Origin of the sequence: Mycobacterium sp. MAC_080597_8934 (genome assembly GCF_000523975.1) — a bacterium.
GTDB lineage: Bacteria > Actinomycetota > Actinomycetes > Mycobacteriales > Mycobacteriaceae > Mycobacterium > Mycobacterium avium.
In genome coordinates this window covers 245,610-267,864 of sequence record NZ_JAOS01000031.1, presented here as the reverse complement: position 1 = coordinate 267,864, position 22,255 = coordinate 245,610, and the positions used below count along the sequence as shown (strand labels likewise).

General features: G+C 71.8%; 20 protein-coding genes and 2 pseudogenes. 14 read left to right on the top strand and 8 right to left on the bottom strand.

Annotated features, from left to right (window positions below; translation table 11 throughout):
- Positions 1 to 11: 11 nt before the first annotated feature.
- Together NF20_RS19620 and NF20_RS19615 are read right to left on the bottom strand one after the other, a co-directional pair.
- Positions 12 to 2,130, bottom strand: a pseudogene (locus tag NF20_RS19620) (acyltransferase family protein).
- Positions 2,131 to 2,181: 51 nt separating this feature from the next.
- Positions 2,182 to 3,045 (bottom strand): alpha/beta hydrolase, encoded by an 864-nt coding sequence (locus NF20_RS19615; protein WP_100226200.1) that lies wholly within the window; start codon positions 3,043 to 3,045, stop codon positions 2,182 to 2,184.
- Positions 3,046 to 3,503: 458 nt separating this feature from the next.
- Between NF20_RS19615 and NF20_RS19605 the strand changes: the two genes are divergently transcribed.
- Genes NF20_RS19605 through NF20_RS19595 form a run of 3 tightly spaced genes read left to right on the top strand, consistent with a single transcriptional unit; the run spans position 3,504 to position 7,414 of the window.
- Positions 3,504 to 4,649, top strand: a complete 1,146-nt coding sequence (locus NF20_RS19605; RefSeq protein ID WP_009979281.1) for an LLM class flavin-dependent oxidoreductase — start codon at positions 3,504 to 3,506, stop codon at positions 4,647 to 4,649.
- Positions 4,650 to 4,654: 5 nt separating this feature from the next.
- Positions 4,655 to 6,004, top strand: a complete 1,350-nt coding sequence (locus NF20_RS19600) for an MFS transporter (protein WP_033712429.1) — start codon at positions 4,655 to 4,657, stop codon at positions 6,002 to 6,004.
- A 60-nt stretch (positions 6,005 to 6,064) separates the two neighbouring features.
- Positions 6,065 to 7,414: an amino acid permease gene (locus NF20_RS19595; RefSeq protein WP_033712430.1), complete on the top strand. Its 1,350-nt coding sequence runs from the start codon at positions 6,065 to 6,067 to the stop codon at positions 7,412 to 7,414.
- A gap of 70 nt (positions 7,415 to 7,484) precedes the next feature.
- Here NF20_RS19595 and NF20_RS19590 read toward each other — a convergent pair whose 3' ends face one another.
- From NF20_RS19590 to NF20_RS19580, 3 genes are read right to left on the bottom strand one after another with little or no spacing between them, the layout of a single operon-like run.
- Complete coding sequence (locus NF20_RS19590; protein WP_033712407.1) at positions 7,485 to 8,402, bottom strand: ketopantoate reductase family protein; 918 nt, start codon at positions 8,400 to 8,402, stop codon at positions 7,485 to 7,487.
- Entirely contained in the window at positions 8,399 to 9,583 is a 1,185-nt protein-coding gene (locus NF20_RS19585) for a mandelate racemase/muconate lactonizing enzyme family protein (protein ID WP_033712408.1), read from the bottom strand. The genes NF20_RS19590 and NF20_RS19585 overlap by 4 nt, the downstream gene beginning before the upstream one ends.
- A gap of 7 nt (positions 9,584 to 9,590) precedes the next feature.
- A complete protein-coding gene (locus NF20_RS19580) occupies positions 9,591 to 9,986 on the bottom strand; it encodes a nitroreductase family deazaflavin-dependent oxidoreductase (protein WP_003873669.1) in 396 nt (131 codons plus the stop codon).
- 74 nt (positions 9,987 to 10,060) lie between these two features.
- On the opposite strand from NF20_RS19580, the gene NF20_RS19575 reads away from it, so the two are divergent.
- The 8 genes and pseudogenes from NF20_RS19575 to NF20_RS19540 all read left to right on the top strand — a co-directional run bounded on the left by NF20_RS19575 (position 10,061) and on the right by NF20_RS19540 (position 17,737).
- A complete protein-coding gene (locus tag NF20_RS19575) occupies positions 10,061 to 10,405 on the top strand; it encodes a hypothetical protein (RefSeq protein ID WP_009979275.1) in 345 nt (114 codons plus the stop codon).
- Positions 10,406 to 10,463: 58 nt separating this feature from the next.
- The gene (hemL, locus tag NF20_RS19570; RefSeq protein ID WP_009979274.1) at positions 10,464 to 11,801 is read left to right on the top strand and encodes a glutamate-1-semialdehyde 2,1-aminomutase; all 1,338 of its coding nucleotides are present in this window, start codon (positions 10,464 to 10,466) and stop codon (positions 11,799 to 11,801) included.
- On the top strand, positions 11,801 to 12,409 hold the full coding sequence (locus tag NF20_RS19565) for a histidine phosphatase family protein (protein WP_003873664.1): 609 nt from the start codon (positions 11,801 to 11,803) through the stop codon (positions 12,407 to 12,409). The genes hemL and NF20_RS19565 overlap by 1 nt, the downstream gene beginning before the upstream one ends.
- A 17-nt stretch (positions 12,410 to 12,426) precedes the next feature.
- Complete coding sequence (locus NF20_RS19560) at positions 12,427 to 12,999, top strand: TlpA disulfide reductase family protein (RefSeq protein WP_003873663.1); 573 nt, start codon at positions 12,427 to 12,429, stop codon at positions 12,997 to 12,999.
- Positions 12,996 to 13,775: a cytochrome c biogenesis CcdA family protein gene (locus tag NF20_RS19555; RefSeq protein WP_003873662.1), complete on the top strand. Its 780-nt coding sequence runs from the start codon at positions 12,996 to 12,998 to the stop codon at positions 13,773 to 13,775. The genes NF20_RS19560 and NF20_RS19555 overlap by 4 nt, the downstream gene beginning before the upstream one ends.
- Complete coding sequence (resB, locus tag NF20_RS19550) at positions 13,775 to 15,415, top strand: cytochrome c biogenesis protein ResB (RefSeq protein ID WP_009979268.1); 1,641 nt, start codon at positions 13,775 to 13,777, stop codon at positions 15,413 to 15,415. Before NF20_RS19555 ends, resB begins: the two co-directional genes overlap by 1 nt.
- Positions 15,412 to 16,389 (top strand): c-type cytochrome biogenesis protein CcsB, encoded by a 978-nt coding sequence (gene ccsB, locus NF20_RS19545; RefSeq protein ID WP_009979267.1) that lies wholly within the window; start codon positions 15,412 to 15,414, stop codon positions 16,387 to 16,389. Before resB ends, ccsB begins: the two co-directional genes overlap by 4 nt.
- 44 nt (positions 16,390 to 16,433) lie before the next feature.
- Positions 16,434 to 17,737: pseudogene (locus NF20_RS19540) on the top strand (MinD/ParA family ATP-binding protein).
- 34 nt (positions 17,738 to 17,771) lie between these two features.
- On the opposite strand, the gene NF20_RS27340 reads toward NF20_RS19540, so the two are convergent.
- Positions 17,772 to 17,933, bottom strand: a complete 162-nt coding sequence (locus tag NF20_RS27340) for a hypothetical protein (RefSeq protein WP_003873658.1) — start codon at positions 17,931 to 17,933, stop codon at positions 17,772 to 17,774.
- A gap of 55 nt (positions 17,934 to 17,988) precedes the next feature.
- Between NF20_RS27340 and NF20_RS19535 the strand changes: the two genes are divergently transcribed.
- Positions 17,989 to 18,315: a DUF4229 domain-containing protein gene (locus NF20_RS19535; protein ID WP_033712413.1), complete on the top strand. Its 327-nt coding sequence runs from the start codon at positions 17,989 to 17,991 to the stop codon at positions 18,313 to 18,315.
- 4 nt (positions 18,316 to 18,319) lie between these two features.
- Here NF20_RS19535 and NF20_RS19530 read toward each other — a convergent pair whose 3' ends face one another.
- Both NF20_RS19530 and NF20_RS19525 read right to left on the bottom strand, forming a co-directional pair.
- On the bottom strand, positions 18,320 to 19,327 hold the full coding sequence (locus tag NF20_RS19530) for a beta-ketoacyl-ACP synthase III (RefSeq protein ID WP_019734332.1): 1,008 nt from the start codon (positions 19,325 to 19,327) through the stop codon (positions 18,320 to 18,322).
- An 83-nt stretch (positions 19,328 to 19,410) separates the two neighbouring features.
- The gene (locus NF20_RS19525) at positions 19,411 to 20,283 is read right to left on the bottom strand and encodes a 1,4-dihydroxy-2-naphthoate polyprenyltransferase (RefSeq protein ID WP_031348243.1); all 873 of its coding nucleotides are present in this window, start codon (positions 20,281 to 20,283) and stop codon (positions 19,411 to 19,413) included.
- A 69-nt stretch (positions 20,284 to 20,352) separates the two neighbouring features.
- On the opposite strand from NF20_RS19525, the gene NF20_RS19520 reads away from it, so the two are divergent.
- Complete coding sequence (locus NF20_RS19520) at positions 20,353 to 21,129, top strand: S-methyl-5'-thioadenosine phosphorylase (protein ID WP_033712415.1); 777 nt, start codon at positions 20,353 to 20,355, stop codon at positions 21,127 to 21,129.
- Complete coding sequence (locus NF20_RS19515; RefSeq protein ID WP_003873653.1) at positions 21,126 to 22,154, top strand: NAD-dependent epimerase/dehydratase family protein; 1,029 nt, start codon at positions 21,126 to 21,128, stop codon at positions 22,152 to 22,154. The genes NF20_RS19520 and NF20_RS19515 overlap by 4 nt, the downstream gene beginning before the upstream one ends.
- Positions 22,155 to 22,255: the final 101 nt, after the last annotated feature.

The following is a 22,255-nucleotide window of genomic DNA, read 5'->3' as shown; positions in this document are numbered from 1 at the left end:
GTTCATCGCACTCACCCGTCCGCCAGGGCGCGGTCGGCCAGCGCGCCCAGCACCGGCGCCAGCAGCCGCGCATACTCGGTCGTCACATGGTTGTCGTCGCGGAACACCAGGGTGTTGCCGACGATCAGCGGGCACCGGTCGGGCGTGCAGAACAAATCGGACAAATCGGCGTAGTGACCGCCGTTGCCCAGCGTCGCCGCCTGCTCGGCGGCGACGCCGTCGCCGTCGATCGCCGCGGATCTGGTTGGCGCACAAGCGGTTACATCGTCGAGATGAGCGGACAGGCAGACCGGTGCCGACGAATGCGGGTCGGGCGCGGGCCCCAGCACCAGCACGGTCGCGCCGGTGCCGCGCAGCTGCGCCACGGTGCGGCCCAGGGTGTCGATCCAGGCCGGGTCGTAGGAGGTGAACCCGAAGTCGGCGCCGTAGCGCCGGCTCATGTCCAGCACGACCAGCCGCGGGTGTTCGGCGTTCATCCGGGCCATGATCTGGGCGCGCCACTGCTCGCATTCGGTGTACTCGCGGCCCAGATACGGGCTGACGATGTGCAGCTCGGCCAGTGGGCAGGTCACCTTCGCCAGGGTTTCCAGCCGCCAGTGCCGTTGCTCGGCGAGCTGCTCGAAGGCCGGATTCCACATGGCGGCGTGCGAGTCGCCGATCAGGGCCACGGTGGTCGGCGAGGCGGTGTCGCCGGTCGCGCACTCGCTCTGGCCGACGTCGCGCCAGGACCGCACGCAGCCGTTGACGAACACCGCGGCCTTGTCGGCGGGTGCCTGGGCCAGCGGCGGGTCCAGGTTCGACGGGACGGCCCGCACGCCGGCGGCGGCCGCGAGGATGACCCGGGCCTGCGCGAAGGCCTGACGAACCGCGGCCTCCTGCGCGCTGATGGCGGGACGTTGGACGGGGCGTCGCGATGATGTTCGCGCGGGGAGCGGCCACGCCGTGCCCCACCGGGGCCGGTATCACGTTGAGCAGCACCAGGCATGCGCACGCGGTGGCGGCACTCGCGCCGCCCGCGACCACCAGGCTGACTCTCGCCGAGCAGCGCAGCGCGGCGGCGAAGCGGCCGGGATTCTCCACCAGATGCAGGGTGAGCACGGCCAATCCGGCCGACACCGCCGTCGCGCTCAGCCGGGCCGGCAGCCCCGCGGGCTCGCCGAGCAGCGCGGGCATCAGCAACAGCACCGGCCAGTGCCACAGGTACCAGGAATAGGAGATCCGGCCGATCGCGCGCATCGCCGGGCGGCACAGCAGCCGGCCCGGCCCGAGCCCGCCGGTGACGGCGCCGCCACCGATGATCAGCGCGGTGCCCAGCACCGGCAGCAGCGCCTCGGTGCCGGGATACGGGGTATGGGCGTTGAGCTGGGTGCAGGTCAGCAGGATCAATGCCAGACCGCCCCAGCCGGCGATCGACGCCGTTCGCAGCGACAGCCGGCGCCACTGCTGGATCGACAGGGCCACCAGGCCGCCGGCCGCCAGCTCCCAGGCCCGGGTGGGCAGCGAGAAGAACGCCCACGACGGCGAGGTGCGGGTCCACAGCACGCCCGCGACCAACGACGCCGCCCCGATCAGCGCCAGCACCACCGCGTACGGCACCGGGCGCGGCGTCGCCCGCAGCGGCCGGACACGCCGCACCGACGCCGTGATGGCGATGATGAGCAGCGGCCACACCAGATAGAACTGCTCCTCCACCCCCAGTGACCAGTAGTGCTGGAAGGGCGACGGCGCGTCGGCGGTCAGGTAGTCGGTGCCGCGCAGCGCGAACCGGTAGTTGCCGACGTACAGGGCGCTGGCGACGCCGTCCAGGAACACACTGCGGGCCTGCAGCGGCGGCAGCACCGCGGCCGCGCCGATGGCGGTGACGGTGCCGACGATGGCCGCGGCCGGCAGCAGGCGACGGGCCCGCGCACCGTAAAACCGGCCCAGCGCAACGGTATTGGTGGTGGACGCTTCCCGGAAGAGCAGGCCGGTGATGAGGAAGCCGGAGATGACGAAGAAGATGTCCACGCCGATGTAGCCGCCGCCGATCCCGGGAATGCCGGCGTGGTAGAGCACCACGGCGATCACCGCGACGGCGCGCAGTCCCTCGATGTCGGGCCGGAATCCCCTTCGGAAGCCCCGCCGCTCCACGGGCTGTGGGCTGCTGGCGAGCAATTCCGGCCGGAGTGTCATCTGCGTGGGCTAGGTCGCCATCCAGGCCAGTTCGGCGGGGAGTTGACTGCGCCAGAAGGCGATATCGTGTCCGCCGAGGGAGAAGCTGCCCGCCGGTGGTGTCTTCAACTGGTAGACGAATTGCTTTGTGGCGAAATAGAAGCGGTCGAAGTTGCCGCAATCCACCCGCAGCGGAATCGAATTCAGCGCGGGCAGGCCCAACACGCTGTTCTGCACGAAGTCCTCGTTGCTGTCGAACGCCCCGGGCGCACTGGTGGCGTACGAGGTGTACAGCGCCGGGCTGATCGCGCAGATGCCGGCGGTGCGCGACGGGCCCAGCTTGGCGCCCAGGCGAAGCGCCCCGTAGCCGCCCATCGACCACCCCATGAACCCGACCCGGGAGGTGTCGAAGCCCATGGTGGACAGCATCGGCAGCAGCTCGTCGAGCACCATCGCACCCGAGTCCTCGCCGGAAGTCCTTTTGTGCCAATAGGTGTTGCCGCCGTCGACACCCACCACCGCGAACGGCGGCTTGCCGGCCTTGACCAGCTGGGCCAGCCCGTCGGGCACGCCCATGTCGAGCATCTGGTTGGCGTCGCCGTCCACGCCGTGCAGCGCGATCACCGGACGCAGCATCCCGGTCTGCCCGGGCGGGATGGCGATCACGTAGTTGGTCTTGATGCCGCCGCGGGCCGCCGACACGAACGATCCGGTGAGCCGGGTCGGCAGCGTCTTGCCCGCCGTCGGCGGCTCGAACGGCGCCGGGGCCTGCGGCAGGGTGGCGGCGCGCGCGGTGCCCGGATCCAGCAGGGCGCTGAGCGCGAACACGCCGGCGGCGCCGAGGCTGGCACCGGCGCCCATCCGGAGCACCGCCCGGCGTGTGAGGTCAGGCATGATCGCAATAATGCCGCGCTCGGCGGGCATAACCCGCCGAGCCACGCCGTATTGCAAGCATTGTGTGATCTGGCGTGACCTTGCGGTCACGAACCGGTGATCATTCGCCGCGAGCGACGCTCGATTTGCGCGGTCGGCCGTAGTCATCCTAGCGCCCCGCGCGGTGGCCGCCGTCACTTTCCGCGGGTCCGCATGTTCCGGCGCGCCCCCCGCGTGCCGCGCGGCAAAACGCGCAGTCGCGCTTGGCTTCTGGCGCGGCGGCGGCCGCCTCCGGTCCCGCCGCCGCGCCGGGACCCCGGCCGTCGTCGCCGCCGCTGGCGCGCCCCGATGCCGGCGCTGATCGCGGCGGCGCGTGGGGATGCAATCTCGAAGGTTTCAACCCTGGCCCGCCGGCGGCACCGCGACCAGGATGGAGCCCCTGTGCACGGGGGCGAACGCGCAACGAAGAGGATTGTGAATTGAGTCTGGCGTTTCACTGGTTTCTGCCGACCTACGGCGATTCGCGGAACCTGGTCGCGGGCGGGCACGGCACGCCGATGTCCGGTGACCGGCCGGCCACGCTGCGGTACCTGCACCAGATCTGCTCGGCCGCCGAGGACAACGGCTTCGAGGCCGTCCTCACGCCGACGGGATTGTGGTGTGAGGACGCGTGGTTGACGACGGCGATGCTGGTCGAATCGACCGAGACGCTGAAGTTTCTGGTCGCGTTCCGTCCCGGGCTGTTGAGCCCGACGCTGGCCGCGCAGATGGCCGGCACCTTCCAGCGGCACTCGCAGGGACGGCTGCTGCTCAACGTGGTCACCGGCGGCGAACCACACGAGCAGCGCGCCTACGGCGACTTCCTGGACAAGGAGGCGCGGTACGCGCGCACCGCCGAATTCCTGCACGTGGTGCGGCAACTGTGGACCTCGCCACAGCCGGTCACCTTTGCGGGAGAACACATCCGGGTCGAGGGCGCGCAACTGAACAACCCACCCGACCCGATACCCGCGGTGTTCTTCGGCGGCTCCTCGGCGTCGGCCGGGCCGGTGGCCGCCAAGCACTCCGACGTCTATCTCACCTGGGGCGAACCGCTGACCGCGGTCGCCAAGAAGCTGGACTGGGTCCGCGGGCTGGCCGTCGACGCCGGGCGAATCCTGCAGTACGGCTTGCGGATTCACGTGATCAGCCGCGACACCTCGGACGCGGCGTGGGCCGAGGCCGACCGGCTGCTGTCGGCGATCGACCCGGCCGACATCGAGCGGGTGCAGGCCAGCCTGGCGCGCAGCGAGTCCGAGGGCCAGCGCCGGATGCGGGAGCTGCACGGCGGCGACAGCGGCAAACTGCTTGTCGGCCCGAACCTGTGGGCCGGGGTCGGCCTGGTGCGCGGGGGAGCGGGCACCGCCCTGGTCGGCTCGCACGCCGAGGTCGCCGAGCGGCTGGCCGAATACGCCAAACTGGGCATCACCCACTTCATCCTGTCGGGGTATCCGCATCTGGAAGAGGCCTACTGGTTCGGCGAGGGCGTGCTGCCGTTGCTGGAGCGGATGGGGTTGTGGCGGCACCCCAATCGTCGGTCGCGTCCGGCGGCGACGACGCCGTTCGCGGTGGCCTCGGCGCACTGACGGCCATGGCAGCCACCTTGCCCGCGCCGGCGCCCGCCGGGCTCGCCGACGGCCATCCGGTCGACGAATCCGCCGAGCAGCAGCGCCGCCGACTGCGCATCGTGGTGGCCGCCAGCCTGCTGGGCACCACCGTCGAGTGGTACGACTTCTTCCTGTACGCCACGGCGGCCGGGCTGGTCTTCAACAAGGTGTTCTTCCCGAACGAAAGTTCTTTGGTGGGAACGCTATTGGCGTTCGCGACGTTCGCCGTCGGATTCGTCATGCGGCCCATCGGGGGCCTAGTGTTCGGCCACATCGGCGATCGGATCGGCCGCAAGCGCAGCCTGGCGCTGACCATGCTCATCATGGGCGGCGCGACCGCGCTGATCGGGGTGTTGCCGACGGCCGCGCAGATCGGGGCCTGGGCGCCGGTGCTGCTGCTGGTGTTGCGGGTGCTGCAGGGGTTCGCGCTCGGCGGCGAGTGGGGCGGGGCGGTGCTGCTGGCCGTCGAACACAGCCCGGGCGACCGGCGCGGCCGCTACGGGGCGGTGCCGCAGGTCGGGCTGGCACTCGGATTGGCTTTGGGCACAGGCATATTCGCTTTCCTGCAGATCGTGCTGGGCCCGGCCCGGTTCCTGTCCTACGGCTGGCGCATCGGGTTCCTGTTGAGCGTGCTGCTGGTGGCGATCGGCATCGTGGTGCGGTTGCGGGTGGAAGAGACACCGGCGTTCCGGGAACTGCAGGACCTGCAGGCCGCGTCCACCGTGCCGATCCGGGACATCCTGCGCGAGCGGCGTTCCCGGCGTAACACGGTGCTGGGGCTGCTGTCCCGGTGGGCCGAGGGCTCGGCGTTCAACACCTGGGGCGTGTTCGCCATCAGCTACGCCACCGGGGCGCTGGGACTCAACCGGGTCTCAGTGCTGATCGCGGTGACCATCGCCGCATTGCTGATGGCAGTGCTGCTGCCGGTGTCCGGCGTCCTGACCGACCGATTCGGTGCCCGCCGGGTGTATCTGGCCGGCATCGCCTGCTACGGCCTGGCCGCGTTTCCGGCCTTCGCGTTGTTCGGCACCAAGAAGCTGCTGTGGTTCGGGCTGGCGATGGTCATCGTGTTCGGCGTCGTGCACGCGCTGTTCTACGGTGCCCAGGGCACCCTGTATTCCGCGCCGTACCCGACCAACACCCGCTACACCGGGCTGTCGTTCGTCTACCAGTTCTCCGGTGTCTACGCCTCCGGGGTCACCCCGATGATCCTGACCGCGCTGATCGCCGCGCTGGGCGGCGCGCCGTGGCTGGCGTGCGGCTACCTGGTGGCCACCGCGGTCATCAGCGTGCTGGCGACCGCGCTGATCCGCGATCGCGATCTGTACCTCTAGCCGCGCCAAGCGCGGCCCTCGGCTGGCGCTGCCGATCCCGATGTGCTGTGGTTGATGCTCATGGCGGGCACTTCGCAACTGCGCCAAGGGCTGTCGCAGCGGCAACTGAGCATGATCGCTCTGGGCGGGGTGATCGGCGCCGGCTTGTTCGTCGGGTCCGGCGTGGTGATCAAGGACACCGGGCCGGCCGCGTTCCTCACCTACGCCCTGTGCGGCCTGCTCATCGTGCTGGTGATGCGGATGCTCGGCGAGATGGCGGCCGCGAACCCGTCCACCGGATCGTTCGCCGACTACGCGGCCGCGGCGCTGGGCCGCTGGGCCGGATTCTCGGTCGCCTGGCTGTATTGGTACTTCTGGGTGATCGTGGTCGGCTTCGAGGCGGTCGCCGGCGGCAAGGTGCTCAACTACTGGTTCCACGCCCCACTGTGGGTGCTTTCGCTGGGCCTGATGCTGTTGATGACCGCGACCAACCTGTTCTCGGTGTCGTCGTTCGGCGAGTTCGAATTCTGGTTCGCCGGAATCAAAGTCGCCACCATCGTCATCTTCCTGGTGGTAAGCGCGGCCTATGTCGTCGGATTGGTGCCGGGGCATCACGACCGCCTGACCAACCTGGTGTCGCACGGCGGGTTCTTTCCCCGCGGGGTGGGCGCGGTGTTCGCCGCCATCGTGGTGGTGATCTTCTCCATGGTCGGCGCCGAGATCGTCACCGTCGCCGCCGCGGAAAGCCGCGACCCGCGGCGGGCGGTGCAGAAGGCGACCAGATCGGTCGTCACCCGGATCGGGATCTTCTTCGTCGGCTCGGTGTTTCTGCTCGTGGCGATCCTGCCGTGGGACTCGGTGGAACTCGGCGCCTCGCCGTATGTGGCCGCGCTCAAACACCTGGGCCTGGCGGGAGCCGATCAGGTGATGAACGCGGTCGTACTCACCGCGGTGTTGTCCTGCCTGAACTCCGGGCTGTACACCGCGTCACGCATGTTGTTCGTCCTCGCCGGGCGGGGCGAGGCACCCGCCCGGTTGGTGCGGCTGAGCGGGCGCGGCGTTCCCCACATCGCCATCCTGTGCTCCTCGGCGGTCGGCTTCGGCTGCGTCGTCATGGCCCGGGTCGCACCCAACACCGTGTTCCTGTTCCTGCTCAACTCCTCGGGCGCCATCATCCTGTTCGTGTACTGGTTGATTGCGTTGTCGCAGATCGTCCTTCGCCGTCGGACGCCGGCCGAGCGGCTGAGCGTGAAGATGTGGTTCTTCCCGGTGCTGTCGGTTCTCACCCTGGCCGGCATCTCCGCGGTGCTGGTGCAGATGGCCTTCGACGCCACGGCGCGCAGCCAGTTGTGGCTCAGCCTGTTGTCCTGGGCGGTGGTGGTGGCGCTGTACCTCGTGGCGCGCTCGCGCGGCCGGGTCGCCGCGCGGTGACCGCGCTCAGCCGGTGTGCGCGCCGGCGCGGTGCCGTATACCCGCGCCGGCCCGTTCTAGCGGAGCCCGGTCAGCGCCACCGCCGTTCAATGGACTTGACCACGGCCGTCAGCGTCGCATTCACCGGCGCGTCGACGCCGACCCGCGCGCCCTGCCGCGGCACCGCGCCGTTGATGACGTCGATCTCGCTGACCCGGCGGGCCTCGTGATCCAGCAGCGCCGAGGGTTTCGCATCGGGCATCTGCGCCCCGAACGCGCGGACATGCTCGACCGCGTCGGCGACGGCGATCGCGACACCGGACGCGCGCGCCACCGACCACGCCTCGGTGGCCGCCGCCCGGCTGACCGGACCCATCTCGGCGTCGTCCATCACCTGGCCGACCGTCATGCCGGTCAGCGCGCACGGCGCGCTGTAGGCGACGTTGCAGATCAGCTTCTCCCACTGCATCGCGGCGATGTCGGTGACCGCGGCCGCGTCGAACCCGGCGTGTGCCCAGGTCCGGGCGATCGATTCCACCCTCGCGTGCGGCAGCGACGAGTAGGGGCCGAAGCGCATCGCCCGCATGGCGTTGTGGTGGACATGGCCCGGCGCCACCCGGGACGCGCCGAACCCGCTGGCGATCCCGACCGCGACCCGCTGTGCACCGACGACGCCGGCGACGGTCTCCGCCGACCCCAGGCCGTTCTGGATGGTCAGCACCGCGGTATCCGGCCCCAGCATCGGAAGTGCTTGGCGCGCAGCGGCTTCCACGTCGGCCGCCTTGACCGCCAGCACCACCAGGTCCATCGTCTCGTCGACCGCGCCGGTGCTGGCCCGCAGCGGCACCACCTGGTCGCAGCCGGGGCCGGTGACGCGCAGCCCGTGCCGGTTGATCCGCTCCACGCTGGGCCGGTGCCGGTCGACCGCCAGCACCTGCTCGCCCGCGGCGGCCAGCTTCGCGGCGTAGATCGAACCCATTGCGCCGCAACCGATTACCACGATCTTCATCGGCGTTCTCCCGTCAGCTCGGCGATCAGTTCGGCCAGGCCGGGTTTCTGCTCCAGCCCGAACCCGGCGGCGTCCGGCGGCGCGATCATGCCCGATGAGACGACGCAGCCGTCCGGATAGCCGCCGAACGGCGCGAACACCCCCGGGTAGGCCTCGCAGCCACCCAGCCCCAGCCCGGCCGCGACGTGCAGGTTGATCAGATGCCCGCCGTGCGGGAACGCGCAGCCGCGGCCGAAACCATGATCCGCCAGCACGTCGAGCATCCGCAGGTACTCGGACAACCCGTAGCTCAGGCCCGGATCCATCTGGAACACATCGTGATCCGGCCGCATGCCGCCGTAGCGGACCAGGTTGGTCACGTCGGGCACCGAAAACAGGTTCTCGCCGGTGGCCACCGGGCCGTCATAGCAGTCCGTCACCGCGCGGTGCAGCGCGTAATCCAGCGGGTCGCCCGGCTCCTCGAACCAGCGCAGGCCGTAGCCGGCCAGCGCGCCCGCCCACCGGATGGCCTCGGCCCGGCCGAACCTGCCGTTCGCGTCGACCGCGACCCGTCCGGCGTCGCCGACGACGTCGATGACGGCCTCGACCCGGGCCAGGTCCTCGCCCAGCGCGGCGCCGCCGATCTTCATCTTGACCGCCCGATAGCCCAGCTCGAGATACTCGCCCATCTCCCGGCGCAACGCATCAACGCCGCCCGCCGGGCGGTAGTAGCCGCCGGCGGCGTACACCGGCACCGCCGGCGCGGGCTGCCGCCCGGCGTGCCGGGCGATGGTCACGCAGGCGGGTTCGTCGCGCAGCTTGGCGTTCAAATCCCAGCACGCCAGCTCCAGCGCGGCCACCGCCGCCGCCCGGTCGCCGTGGCCGCCGGGTTTCTCGTCGGTGAGCGCGCACGCCGCCACCGCGGCCGGGTCGAGGAACCCGGAGCCGTCCAGCAGCGCGTCGGGGGCGGCGGCCAGCACCCGCGGGATCAGCCGGTCGCGCAGGATTCCGCTCTGGGCGAACCGCCCGATCGAGTCGAACGCCACGCCCGCCACCGGCCGCCCGCGCCGCACCGCGTCGGTGAGCACCGCCACCAGCGAGACCGTGTGGCCGGAGAAGTCGACCACCGCATTGGCCGGCCCGCCGCGGCCGGGCGCGTCGAGACGAACCGCCCGCTCGACGATCCCGGTGATCCGCACCAACGGGGGTTCAGGGCGTCCGGGTGAGCAACACCGCCTGCTCGAACGGCAGCCGGGCGAACACGCCGCGCACCCCGGGCCGCAGGTGCGACGCCGCCTCGGCCTTGCTGACCACGCGCGGATCGGCGACGCCGAACGTCTTGCCCCGGCTGCGAATCCGGCCGCCGCCCGCCGCGGTCAGGTTCTTCAGCCAGTCCCGGTCCGGGCCGTAGGTCAGCAGGATGGCCACCCCGGGCTTGCCGTCGACGTCGGCGCTGAACAGGTTGACGGGGGTGCGGTACGGCTTGCCCGAACGCCGTCCCACGTGCTCTACGATGCCGAACGGCGGGAGCCAACCGGCCCACATCCGCTGAATCGGGTTGGTGACGTGACGGTTGAACCGGGCAAGCCCTTGTGGGAGTTGCATACCGCCATCCAACTCGCAGGCGCCGGGCGACATCAACCCGATCTTTTCCCCGCCGCAGCGACTAAGGTCAGGTGATGGGCGACACACCGGGAATCGCGGCGGGCCGTCGCGGCTCGGAGCTGTCGCGCCGGGGCCGGGACCTGGCCGCCGGGAAGGTCATCACCGCGGCCGACGTGCAGTGCGCCGCCGAGCGCGCCGAGACGTCCCGTCAGCGTGACCTGGATGCGCACCGCCGCGACGAGCACCGCCACTATCAGGCGGCCATCGCCCACGAGCGGGTCGCCGAGGTCGAGGACAGGGCCGTCGCCGAGGGCCTCGGCGACGTCGCCGCGCACCAACGGGCCGCGGACCGGGAACGCGAGGCCGCCCGGCGCAACTTCATGGCGGCCCAGCAAGCCAACTCCTACGACGCCGACTAGCACCCTTCTGCTACACCCTGTAGTTGGAGGGGTGGCGAAGGCTGGGACACTGGTCGTCATGGGAAGCAGTGATCAGGCGACCGCGCACGCCAGGGCCCAGGCTGCCTCGGCGCGGTTGTTCGACGACGCCTGCGCCGTCATCCCCGGCGGGGTGAACTCACCCGTGCGGGCGTTCACCGCGGTGGGCGGGACGCCGCCGTTCATCACCGCCGCGCGCGGCTGCCGGCTGACCGACGCCGACGGCAACCACTACGTGGACCTGGTGTGCTCATGGGGGCCGATGATCCTGGGGCACGCGCACCCGGCCGTCGTCGAGGCCGTCGCCAAGGCCGCCGCGTCCGGGCTGTCCTTCGGGGCGCCCACCCCGGCGGAGAGCGAGCTGGCCGCCGAGATGATCGCCCGGGTGGCGCCGGTCGAGCGGATCCGGCTGGTCAACTCCGGCACCGAGGCCACCATGAGCGCGGTGCGGTTGGCCCGCGGCTTCACCGGGCGCGCCAAGATCGTCAAGTTCTCCGGCTGCTACCACGGCCACGTGGACGCGCTGCTCGCCGACGCCGGCTCCGGGGTGGCCACCCTGGGGCTGCCGTCCTCGCCGGGCGTCACCGGCGCGACGGCCGCCGACACGATCGTGTTGCCCTACAACGACATCGACGCCGTGCGGCAGGCGTTCGCGGAGTTCGGCGACCAGATCGCGGCGGTGATCACCGAGGCCAGCCCCGGCAACATGGGGGTGGTGCCGCCGGCGCCCGGCTTCAACGCGGCGCTGCGCGCGCTCACCGCCGAGCACGGCGCGCTGCTGATCGTCGACGAGGTGATGACGGGCTTCCGGGTCAGCCGAAGTGGTTGGTACGGAATCGATCCGGTGGACGCCGACCTGTTCACCTTCGGCAAGGTGATGAGCGGCGGCCTGCCGGCGGCCGCGTTCGGCGGCCGGGCCGAGGTGATGGAACGGCTGGCGCCGCTGGGCCCGGTGTATCAGGCCGGCACCCTGTCGGGAAACCCGGTCGCGGTGGCCGCCGGGCTGGCCACGCTGCGCCACGCGGATGCCGCCGCCTACGCCGCGCTGGACGCCAACGCCGATCGGCTGGCCCGGCTGCTGTCCGACGCGTTGACCAATGCCGGTGTGCCGCACCAGATTCCGCGGGCCGGGAACATGCTCAGCGTGTTCTTCACCGACACCCCGGTGACCGACTTCGCCTCCGCGCGGGCCACCCAGACCTGGCGCTATCCGCCGTTCTTCCACGCGCTGCTGGACGCCGGCGTCTACCCGCCGTGCAGCGCCTTCGAGACGTGGTTCGTCTCCACCGCGCTGGACGACGACGCCTTCGACCGGATCGCGGCGGCCCTGCCCGCCGCGGCCCGCGCCGCCGCGGGCGCCGACGAGGGGAATTCCTGATGGGCGAGCAGACCCGGGTGCACGTGGTGCGGCACGGCGAGGTGCACAACCCCGACGGCGTGCTGTACGGGCGGCTGCCCGGGTTTCACCTGTCCGAGGCGGGCCGGGCGCAGGCGGCCGCGGTGGCCGAGGCGCTGGCGCCGCGCGACATCGTCGCGGTGATCGCCTCACCCCTGCAACGGGCCCAGGAGACCGCCGCGCCCATCGCCGCGCGGCACGGCCTGGCCGTGGACACCGACCCGGACCTGATCGAATCGGCCAACTTCTTCGAGGGCCGGCGCATCAGCCCCGGCGACGGCGCCTGGCGCGACCCGAGGGTGTGGTGGCAGCTGCGCAACCCGTTCCGGCCGTCCTGGGGTGAGCCCTACACCGAGATCGCGGCCCGGATGGAGACGGCGGTGGACAAGGCCCGCGCCCGCGGCACCGGCCACGAGGTGGTGTGCGTCAGCCACCAGCTGCCGGTGTGGACGCTGCGGCTGCACCTGACCGGCCGGCGGCTGTGGCACGACCCGCGCAAGCGGGAATGCGGGCTGTGCTCGATCACCACCCTGGTCTACGACGGCGACCGGCTGGTCGACGTCGAGTACTCGGAGCCGGCGGCGCCTTGAGCGCGCGGGTGCTGGCGATGGCCGGGGCGGTGCTGGCCGGGTTGCTGACCGGCTGCTCGTCCGGTCACGATGCCGTCGCCCAGGGCGGCACCTTCGAATTCGTCTCGCCCGGCGGCAAGACCGACATCTACTACGACCCGCCGTCCAGCCGCGGCCGCCCCGGCCCGCTGTCCGGCCCGGACCTGGCCGACCCCGCGCACACGCTGTCGCTGGACGACCCGATCTTCGCCGGCCGGGTGGTCGTCATCAACATCTGGGGGCAGTGGTGCGGACCGTGCCGGTCCGAGGTCAGCCAGCTGCAGCAGGTGTATGACGCCACCCGCGGCGCCGGCGCGTCCTTCCTGGGCATCGACGTCCGGGACAACAACCGGCAGGCGGCGCTGGACTTCGTCAACGACCGTCACGTCACGTTCCCGTCCATCTACGACCCGGCGATGCGCACCCTGATCGCGTTCGGCGGCAAGTACCCCACCACGGTGATCCCGTCCACGCTGGTGCTGGATCGCCAGCACCGGGTCGCGGCGGTCTTTCTGCGCGAACTGCTGGCAACCGACCTGCAGCCGGTGGTGCAGCGGGTGGCCCAGCAGTGACCGGGCTGACCCAGATCGCCGCCGCCGGCCCGCTGCTGGCGGCCCTCGGCGTGTGCCTGCTGGCGGGCTTGGTGTCGTTCGCCTCCCCGTGCGTGGTGCCGTTGGTGCCCGGCTACCTGTCCTACCTGGCGGCCCTGGTCGGGGTGGAAGAGCAGCCGCAGGCCGGCGCGGTGCAGGCCCCGCCGGGCGCCCGCTGGCGGGTGGCCGGCTCGGCCGCGCTGTTCGTCGCCGGGTTCACCGCGGTGTTCGTGCTGGGCACCGTGGCCGTGCTGGGCATGACGACCACGCTGATCACCAACCAGCTGCTGCTGCAGCGGGCCGGCGGCGTGCTGACCATCGTGATGGGGCTGGTGTTCGTCGGCCTGATCCCGGCCCTGCAGCGGCAGGCCCGGTTCAGCCCGCGGCAGCTGACCACCGTCGCCGGGGCGCCGCTGCTGGGCGCGGTGTTCGCGCTGGGCTGGACGCCGTGCCTGGGGCCGACGCTGGCCGGCGTGATCACCGTCGCCTCGGCCACCGACGGCGCCAGCGTGGCGCGCGGCATCGTGCTGGTGATCGCCTACTGCCTGGGCCTGGGCATCCCGTTCGTGCTGCTGGCCTTCGGCTCGGCGGGCGCGGTAGCCGGCCTGGGCTGGCTGCGCCGGCACACCCGGGCCATCCAGATCTTCGGCGGCGTGCTGCTGATCACAGTCGGCGCCCTGCTGGTCACCGGGCTGTGGAACGACTTCGTCTCCTGGCTGCGCGACGCGTTCGTGTCCGACGTGAGGCTGCCGATTTGATGGCGCTCGCCACCCTTCGCGCCACGGCCCGCAACACCTGGCGGGCGCTGACCTCGATGGGCACCGCGCTGGTGCTGCTGTTCCTGCTCGCGCTGGGCGCCATCCCCGGCGCCCTGCTGCCGCAGCGCAATCTCAACGCCGGCAAGGTCGACGACTACCTGAAGGCCCACCCGGTGATCGGGCCCTGGCTGGACCGGCTGCAGGCGTTCAACGTGTTCTCCAGCTTCTGGTTCACCGCCATCTACGTGCTGCTGTTCGTGTCGCTGGTCGGCTGCCTCACCCCGCGGATGATCGAGCACGTCCGCAGCCTGCGCGCCACCCCGGTGGCCGCCCCGCGCAACCTGGCCCGGCTGCCCAAGTACGCCGGCCACCGCATCGCCGCCGACGCCGAAGACCTGAACACCCTGGCCAACACCCTTGTCGGCCGGCTGCGCGGCTGGCGCACCGCCATCCGCCACCACGACGGCGCCGGCCCCGACGCCGTGGAGGTCTCCGCCGAGAAGGGCTACCTGCGCGAATTCGGCAACCTCGTGTTCCACTTCTCGCTGCTGGGCCTGCTGGTCGCCGTGGCCGTCGGCAAGCTGTTCGGCTACGAGGGCAACGTCATCGTCATCGCCGACGGCGGCCCCGGCTTCTGCTCGGCCTCGCCGGCCGCGTTCGACTCGTTCCGGGCCGGCAACACCGTCGACGGCACCTCGCTGCACCCGCTGTGCATCCGGGTCGACGACTTCGACGCCCACTACCTGCCATCCGGCCAGGCCGTCTCGTTCGCCGCGAACATCGACTACCAGTCCGGCGCCGACCTGGTCGCCAACACCTGGCGGCACTACCGGCTGCAGGTCAACCACCCGCTGCGGCTCGGCGGCGACCGGGTCTACCTGCAGGGCCACGGCTACGCGCCCACCTTCAGCGTCACCTTCCCGGACGGGCAGATCCGCACCGCGACCGTGCAGTGGCGCCCCGACAACCCGCAAACCCTGCTGTCGTCGGGGGTGGTGCGCATCGACCCGCCCGCGGGCAGCTATCCCACCGCCGCGGAGCGCCGCCAGCACGAGATCGCCATCCAGGGCCTGCTGGCGCCCACCGAGCAGCTGGACGGCACGCTGCTGTCGTCGCGGTTCCCGGCGCTCAACGCCCCGGCGGTGGCCGTCGACATCTACCGCGGCGACACCGGGCTGGACACCGGTCGCCCGCAGTCGCTGTTCACCCTGGATCCCCGGCTGATCGAGCAACATCGGCTGACCAAGGAGAAGCGGGTCAACCTGCGCGCCGGGCAGGCAGTCCGCATCGACCAGGGGCCCGCGGCGGGCACCGTGATCCGCTTCGACGGCGCCGTGCCGTTCGTCAACCTGCAGGTCTCCCACGACCCGGGCCAGACCTGGGTGCTGGTGTTCGCCGTCACGATGATGGCCGGCCTGCTGGTGTCGCTGCTGGTGCGCCGCCGCCGGGTGTGGGTCCGTCTGACACCGGACGCCGGCGGCGCGCCCGGTACGGTGAACGTCGAACTGGGCGGCCTGGCGCGCACCGACAACTCCGGTTGGGGGGACGAGTTCGAGCGGCTGTCGCAGCGGCTGCTGGACGGACTGGCCGAGCCCGCGTCCCGAGCGTCCCAAAGGAGTACCGAGGTGGACGTCAAATGAATACCGTGCACGTCAACATCGAGCTGGCGCGCTACTCCGACTGGGCGTTCACGTCGGCGGTGGTGGCGCTGGTGATCGCGCTGCTGCTGCTGGCCTTCGAGCTCGCCTACGCCGGCGGACGCCGCGCCGATGCGCGGGCCCGGGTGCTGGCCGGGGCGGTCAGCGCCGACTCGGCGACACCCGGGGTGGTGGACGAGGTGCCCCGCCGGCCCGTCGACGAGCGCGCCGGCCGCGCCGGCCTGGCCGTGGTGTACCTGGGCACCGGCCTGCTGCTGGCCTGCCTGGTGCTGCGCGGCCTGGCCACCCTGCGGGTGCCGTGGGGCAACATGTACGAGTTCATCAACTTGACCTGCCTGTGCGGGTTGGTCGCCGGGGCGATCGTGCTGCGCCGCCCGCAGTACCGCCCGCTGTGGGTGTTCCTGCTGCTGCCCGTGCTGATCCTGCTCACGGTGTCCGGGCGCTGGCTCTACACCAACGCCGCGCCGGTGATGCCCGCGCTGCAGTCCTACTGGCTGCCCATCCACGTGTCGGTGGTCAGCCTGGGCTCCGGGGTGTTCCTGGTCGCCGGCATCGCCAGCATCCTGTTCCTGCTGCGCACCTCGCCGCTGGGCGACCCCGGCAACGACAGCGCGCCGGCCCGGCTGGTGCGGCGGTTCCCGGACGCGCAGACCCTGGACCGCATCGCCTACCGGACCACCATCTTCGCGTTCCCGGTGTTCGGCTTCGGCGTCATCTTCGGCGCCATCTGGGCCGAAGAAGCCTGGGGCCGGTACTGGGGCTGGGACCCCAAGGAGACGGTGTCCTTCGTCGCCTGGGTGATCTACGCCGCCTACCTGCATGCCAGGTCGACGGCCGGATGGCGGGACCGCAAGGCCGCCTGGATCAACGTCGCGGGGTTCGTGGCCATGGTCTTCAATTTGTTCTTCGTTAACCTGGTCACCGTGGGTCTGCATTCCTATGCGGGCGTGGGTTGACATTGGATAACCGAGGTAACTAGCGCACAACAAGGGGGAGTGCCGTGTCCGAGCATCCGACGGCGGGCGTGGGGGCGCCCGAAGAACAGACAACGCAAATCCCCCCAGCCGCCGCAGCGGGCGACGAGAAGAAAGACGCCGCCGAACCGCAGCCGGAGCCCGGCGGCGAAGCCCCGACCAAGGCGTTCGCCGGATTCCGCACCGAACGCCGGGTCCCGCCCCGGAGCGGGAGCCGGCGCCACCCACCGCGCCGCGGCCCGCCGGCATGCCGCCGTGGGACTCCACCCCGGTCACCGGCATCCCGCGCGTCGACCCGACGGCGTACGGCGCCTACTACGCCGGCCCGGACGCCCCGCCCACCCAGATCCAGGGCCCGCCGCCGCGTCAGGAGCACCTGCCGCACACGCCGTACCCGGAGCTGTCCACCGGGATGCTGCTGCGCCCGGTGCAGCCGCCGCCGTCCGAGGGCTGGCGGCTGCTGCTCTACAAGCTGTCCGGCGGGCTGATCAACCTGGGCGAAAGCCCCCGCGCCGCCCGGTACAACAACCTGGTCGCCCAGGTGAACCGGCCGCTGCGGGGTTCCTACCGGGTGGCCTTCCTGTCGCTCAAGGGTGGGGTCGGCAAGACCACCATCGCGGCGACGCTGGGCGCCACCTTCGCCTCCATCCGCGGGGACCGGGTGGTGGCGGTGGACGCCAACCCCGACCGCGGCACGCTGAGCCAGAAGATCCCGCTGGAGACGGCGGCGACGGTGCGCCAACTGCTGCACGACGCCGGAACCATCGAGCGCTACAGCGACGTGCGCCGCTATACCTCCAAGGGCCCCAGCGGGCTGGAGGTGCTCGCCTCGGAGACCGATCCCGCGGTCTCGGAGGCGTTCAGCGCCGACGACTACGTGCGGATCCTGGACATCCTGGAGCGCTTCTACGGCCTGGTGCTCACCGACTGCGGTCCCGGACTGCTGCACTCGGTGATGAAGTCGGTGCTGGACAAGGCCGATGCCCTGGTGGTGGTCAGCTCGGCGTCCATCGACGGCGCGCGCAGCGCGTCGGCCACCCTGGACTGGCTGGACGCGCACGGGCACGAGGACCTGGTCCGCAATTCGATCGCGGTGATCAACGGGGTGCGGCCGCGGCCGGGCAAGGTCGACATGAACAAGGTGATCGACCACTTCTCCCGGCGCTGCCGGGCGGTCCAGCTGGTGCCCTTCGACCCGCATCTGGAGGAGGGCGCCGAGATCGACCTGGACCGGCTGCGCCGCGGCACCCGCGAGGCGCTCACCGAGCTGGCCGCCATCGTCGCCGACGGATTCCCCGGCGCGCAGCGCAACCCGGGCGTGCTCGGTTAACCGGTGCAGCGGGGCCTAAATAGTCCTACAAGGTCTAAAAGGGATTGTTGTCGCCGTGGCCCAACCGCCGCAGGAAATCCGGATCGTCGTCGGGCCCGATGACGCGGGTCTTGGGCCGGGCGGCCTGCGACCGCGCCGCACGCCAGCCGACGTAGATCAGCGTCCCCAAAATCAGGACGAGCAGCAGGTAGACCACGCAAAACCTCCTCGGGACCTCCATCGCGAATATACCCGCGCCGTAGGCTTTGGCTGTGTCACAACAAGGTAGCGACGGATCCACCCCGGGCCCGGGCGGCGCCGTCGTCCCGGTCCTGGCCTACGCGGCGGCGCGGCTGCTGCTGGCGGTCGTGCTCACCGGCGTGATCTACGGCGTCGCGCGGCTGGCCGGCATCACCGAGTTCCCCGTCGTGGTGGCCGCGCTGTTCGCGCTGGTCATCGCCATGCCGCTGGGCATCTGGGTGTTCGGGCCGCTGCGCCGGCGCGCGACCGCCGCGCTGGCCGTCGCCGGCGCCCGGCGGCGCCGGGAGCGCGAGTTGTTGCAGGCCCGGCTGCACGGGGACGTGCCCCCCGAACGGTGACGGCTCAGCCCGGCGGCAGCCGCACCACCTGCGCGGCGTAGCTCAACCCCGCGCCGTAGCCGATCAGCAGCGCCAAGTCGCCGGCCTTGGCCGCCCCGGTCGCCAGCACCTCAGCCATGGCCAGCGGTATCGACGCCGCCGAGGTGTTGCCGGTGTGCTCGATGTCGTTGGCGATCACCGCGTCCGGCCGCAGCTCGAGGCTCTTGGCCAGGATCTCGTTGATCCGGCTGTTGGCCTGGTGCGGCAGGAACACGTCGATCTCGTCGGGCCGCACCCCCGCCGCGTCCATCGCCTGCTGGCCGACCTTGCCCATCTCGAATGCGGCCCAACGGAATACCGCGCTGCCCTCCAGCCGCAGGAACGGGCGCGGCCCGGTGGGCCGGTCCAGGTAGTCCATCCAGTCGATGTCCTGGCGAATCGCGGTGGCCTGGGTGCCGTCGCTGCCCCACACCGTCGGCCCGATCCCCTGGGTGGGCGTCTCGCCCACCACCACGCCCGCGGCGCCGTCGGCGAAGATGAAGCAGTTGCTGCGGTCGGTCATGTCGACCGTGGGCGACAGCTTCTCCGACCCCAGCACCAGCACCTTGCCGGCCGTGCCGCCGCGCACCATGTCGGCCGCCACCCCCAGCGCGTAGCCGAAGCCGGCGCAGCCGGCCGAGATGTCGAAGGCGGGCACGCCGGTGGCGCCCAGCGCGGCCGCGACCGCCGGGCCGCACGCCGGGGTCTGCAGGAAATGGGTGCTGGTGGCCACCACGACGCAGTCGATGTCTGACGCCTCCAGGCCGGCCTTGGCGATCGCCTCACGTCCGGCCTCGGTCGCCATCGAGGCCGTGGACTCGTCGCGCGCGGCGAATCGGCGCGTCTTGATGCCGGTGCGCGAATAGATCCACTCATCGGAGGAGTCGATGTTCTGGCACAGCTCGTCGTTGGTCACCACGCGCTGCGGGCGGTACGACCCGACGCTGAGCAAGCCGATGTTGGTGGGCCCGCTGGTCGCGGAAATCTGCTTCATTGCGGTCCTTCGCTATCCCCCGAGCAGACGCAAAAGTACCCCAAAAGCGCGGTGCGCGGGCGCCTTTGCGTCTGCTCGCACTGTCAGGTACCCCACGTCAACGCCGCCGCCACCGCGACCGCCCACACCACCATCGCCAGGCCGGTGTCGCGCAGCACCGGGATCAGCTCGGCGCCGCCGCGCCCCGACCGCACCGGGGTCGCCGCGCGCAGCGCCAGCGGCGTGGCCACCAATCCCGCGGCGCACGACGGCGTGGCCGCGACGAGCACCAGGGTCAACGCGGCGGCGGCGGAAAGCAGCGCCTGGTACAACACCCGGGTGCGGGCGTCGCCCAGCCGCACCGCCAGGGTGATCTTGCCCGACCGGGCGTCGGTGGGAATGTCGCGCAGGTTGTTGGCCACCAGCACCGACGACGACAGCGCCCCGACCGCCACCGCCAGCACCAGGCCCACCCAGTCCACCCGCAGCGCCTGGGTGTACTCGGTGCCCAGCACGGCGACCAGGCCGAAGAACACGAACACCGCGACCTCGCCAAAACCGGTGTAGCCGTAGGGTTTCGACCCGCCGGTGTACAGCCACGCCCCGGCGATGCAGGCCGCCCCCACCGCGATCAGCCACGGCGCGCTGGACAGCGCCAGGACCAGCCCGGCGATCGCCCCGACGGTCAGGCTCACGATCGCGGCGCCCAGCACCGCGCGCGGGGCGGCCAGCCGCGAACCGACCAGCCGCACCGGGCCGGCGCGGTCGTCGTCGGTGCCGCGGATGCCGTCGGAGTAGTCGTTGGCGTAGTTGACGCCGACCGTCATCGCGACCGCGACGACCAACGCCAGCAGCGCCTTCCACCACACCGCGGCGTGCAGCCACGCCGCCGCGCCGGTGCCGGCGACCACCGGCGCCAGCGCGTTGGGCAACGTGCGCGGCCGCGCACCGGAGATCCACTGCCCGAGATTGGCCACACCGACATCCTGCCAGGATGCGCGGCCCGGCCCTGCGATCAGCCCGCGCTCATGCACCACAATGGTCGGATGCTCGGAGTCATCGGCGGCAGCGGCTTCTACACCTTCTTCGGATCCGACGCCGACGACGTCACCGTCGACACCCCGTACGGGCCGCCCAGCGCCCCGGTCACCGTCGGCGCCGTCGGCGGGCACCGGGTGGCCTTCCTGCCCCGGCACGGCGCCCGGCACGAATTCTCCGCGCACACCGTGCCGTACCGGGCCAACCTGTGGGCGCTGCGCAAACTCGGTGTGCGCCGGGTGCTGGCGCCGTGCGCGGTCGGCAGCCTGGTGCCCGAGCTCGGCCCGGGCGCCGTCGTGGTGCCCGACCAGCTGGTCGACCGCACCCGCGGGCGCGCCGACACCTATTTCGACTCCGGGGCCGTGCACGTCGACTTCGCCGACCCGTACTGCCCGGCGCTGCGCGAGGCGGTGACCGGGCTGCCGGGGGTGGTCGATGGCGGCACCATGGTGGTGATCCAGGGGCCGCGGTTTTCCACCCGCGCCGAGAGCCGGTGGTTCGCCTCGGCCGGGTTCTCGCTGGTGAACATGACCGGCTACCCGGAGGCGGTGCTCGCCCGGGAACTCGAAATGTGCTATGCGGCAATCGCTTTGGTCACGGATCTGGACGCCGGTGTGAGCGCCGGTGAGGGAGTGAAGGCGGTTGAGGTGTTCGCCGAGTTCGAGAAGAACATCGAGCCGTTCAAGAAGCTGGTGCGCGACGCCATCGGCCGGGTCGCCGCCGAGCGCAGCTGTACGCAGTGCTCACCGCACGCCGGGGTGAGCCTGCCGATCGAGCTGCCATGAGGGTGCTGGTGACGGGGGCGGCCGGGTTCATCGGCTCGCGGGTGGCCGCCGCGCTGCGGGCGGCGGGCCACGACGTCGTCGCCGTCGACGCGTTACTGGCCGCCGCGCACGGACCGAACCCGCTGCCGCCCAACGGGTGTCACCGCGTCGACGTGCGCGACGCCGACGCGCTGGCCCCGCTGCTGGCCGGGGTGGACGTGGTGTGCCACCAGGCGGCGATGGTGGGGGCGGGGGTCGACGCCGCCGACGCCCCGGCCTACGGCGGCCACAACGACCTGGCCACCACGGTGCTGCTGGCCCAGATGTTCGCCGCCGGGGTGCGCCGGCTGGTGCTGGCCTCGTCGATGGTCGTGTACGGGCAGGGCGGTTACCGCTGCGAGCGGCACGGGCCGGTGCACCCGCTGCCGCGGCGGCGTGCGGACCTGGACGCCGGGGTCTTCGAGCACCGGTGCCCGATCGGCGGTGAGGAGCTGCGCTGGCAGCTGGTCGACGAGGACGCCTGCCTGCGGCCACGCAGCCTGTACGCCGCCAGCAAGACCGCCCAGGAGCACTACGCGCTGGCCTGGTCGGAGGCCACCGGCGGGTCGGTGGTGGCGCTGCGCTACCACAACGTGTACGGCCCCGGCATGCCGCGCGACACCCCGTACTCCGGGGTGGCGGCGATCTTCCGCTCGGCGCTGGAAAAGGGTGAGCCGCCAAGGGTTTTCGAGGACGGCGGGCAGATGCGCGACTTCGTCCACGTCGACGACGTGGCCGCCGCCAACCTCGCGGCGCTGGCTTGCCGCGACGGCTTCACCGCGGTGAATGTCTGCTCAGGGCAACCCATTTCGATCTTGCAGGTGGCGACCGCGCTGTGCGACGCCCGCGGCGGCGCGGTCGCGCCGGTGGTCACCGGCCAGTACCGCAGCGGCGACGTCCGCCACATCGTCGCCGACCCGTCGCGGGCCGCGCGGCTGCTGGGGTTTCGCGCCGCCGTCCAACCCGGCGACGGGCTGCGCGAATTCGCGTTCGCGCCGCTGCGGTGACGGCTACTGCTGCGGCGGCCGGTAGATCTGGGGCTTGGGCACCGGGATCTGCCGCGTCCCGGAGTCGTCGCCGCGGAAGATCCGGGGCGACCCGGCGAGCG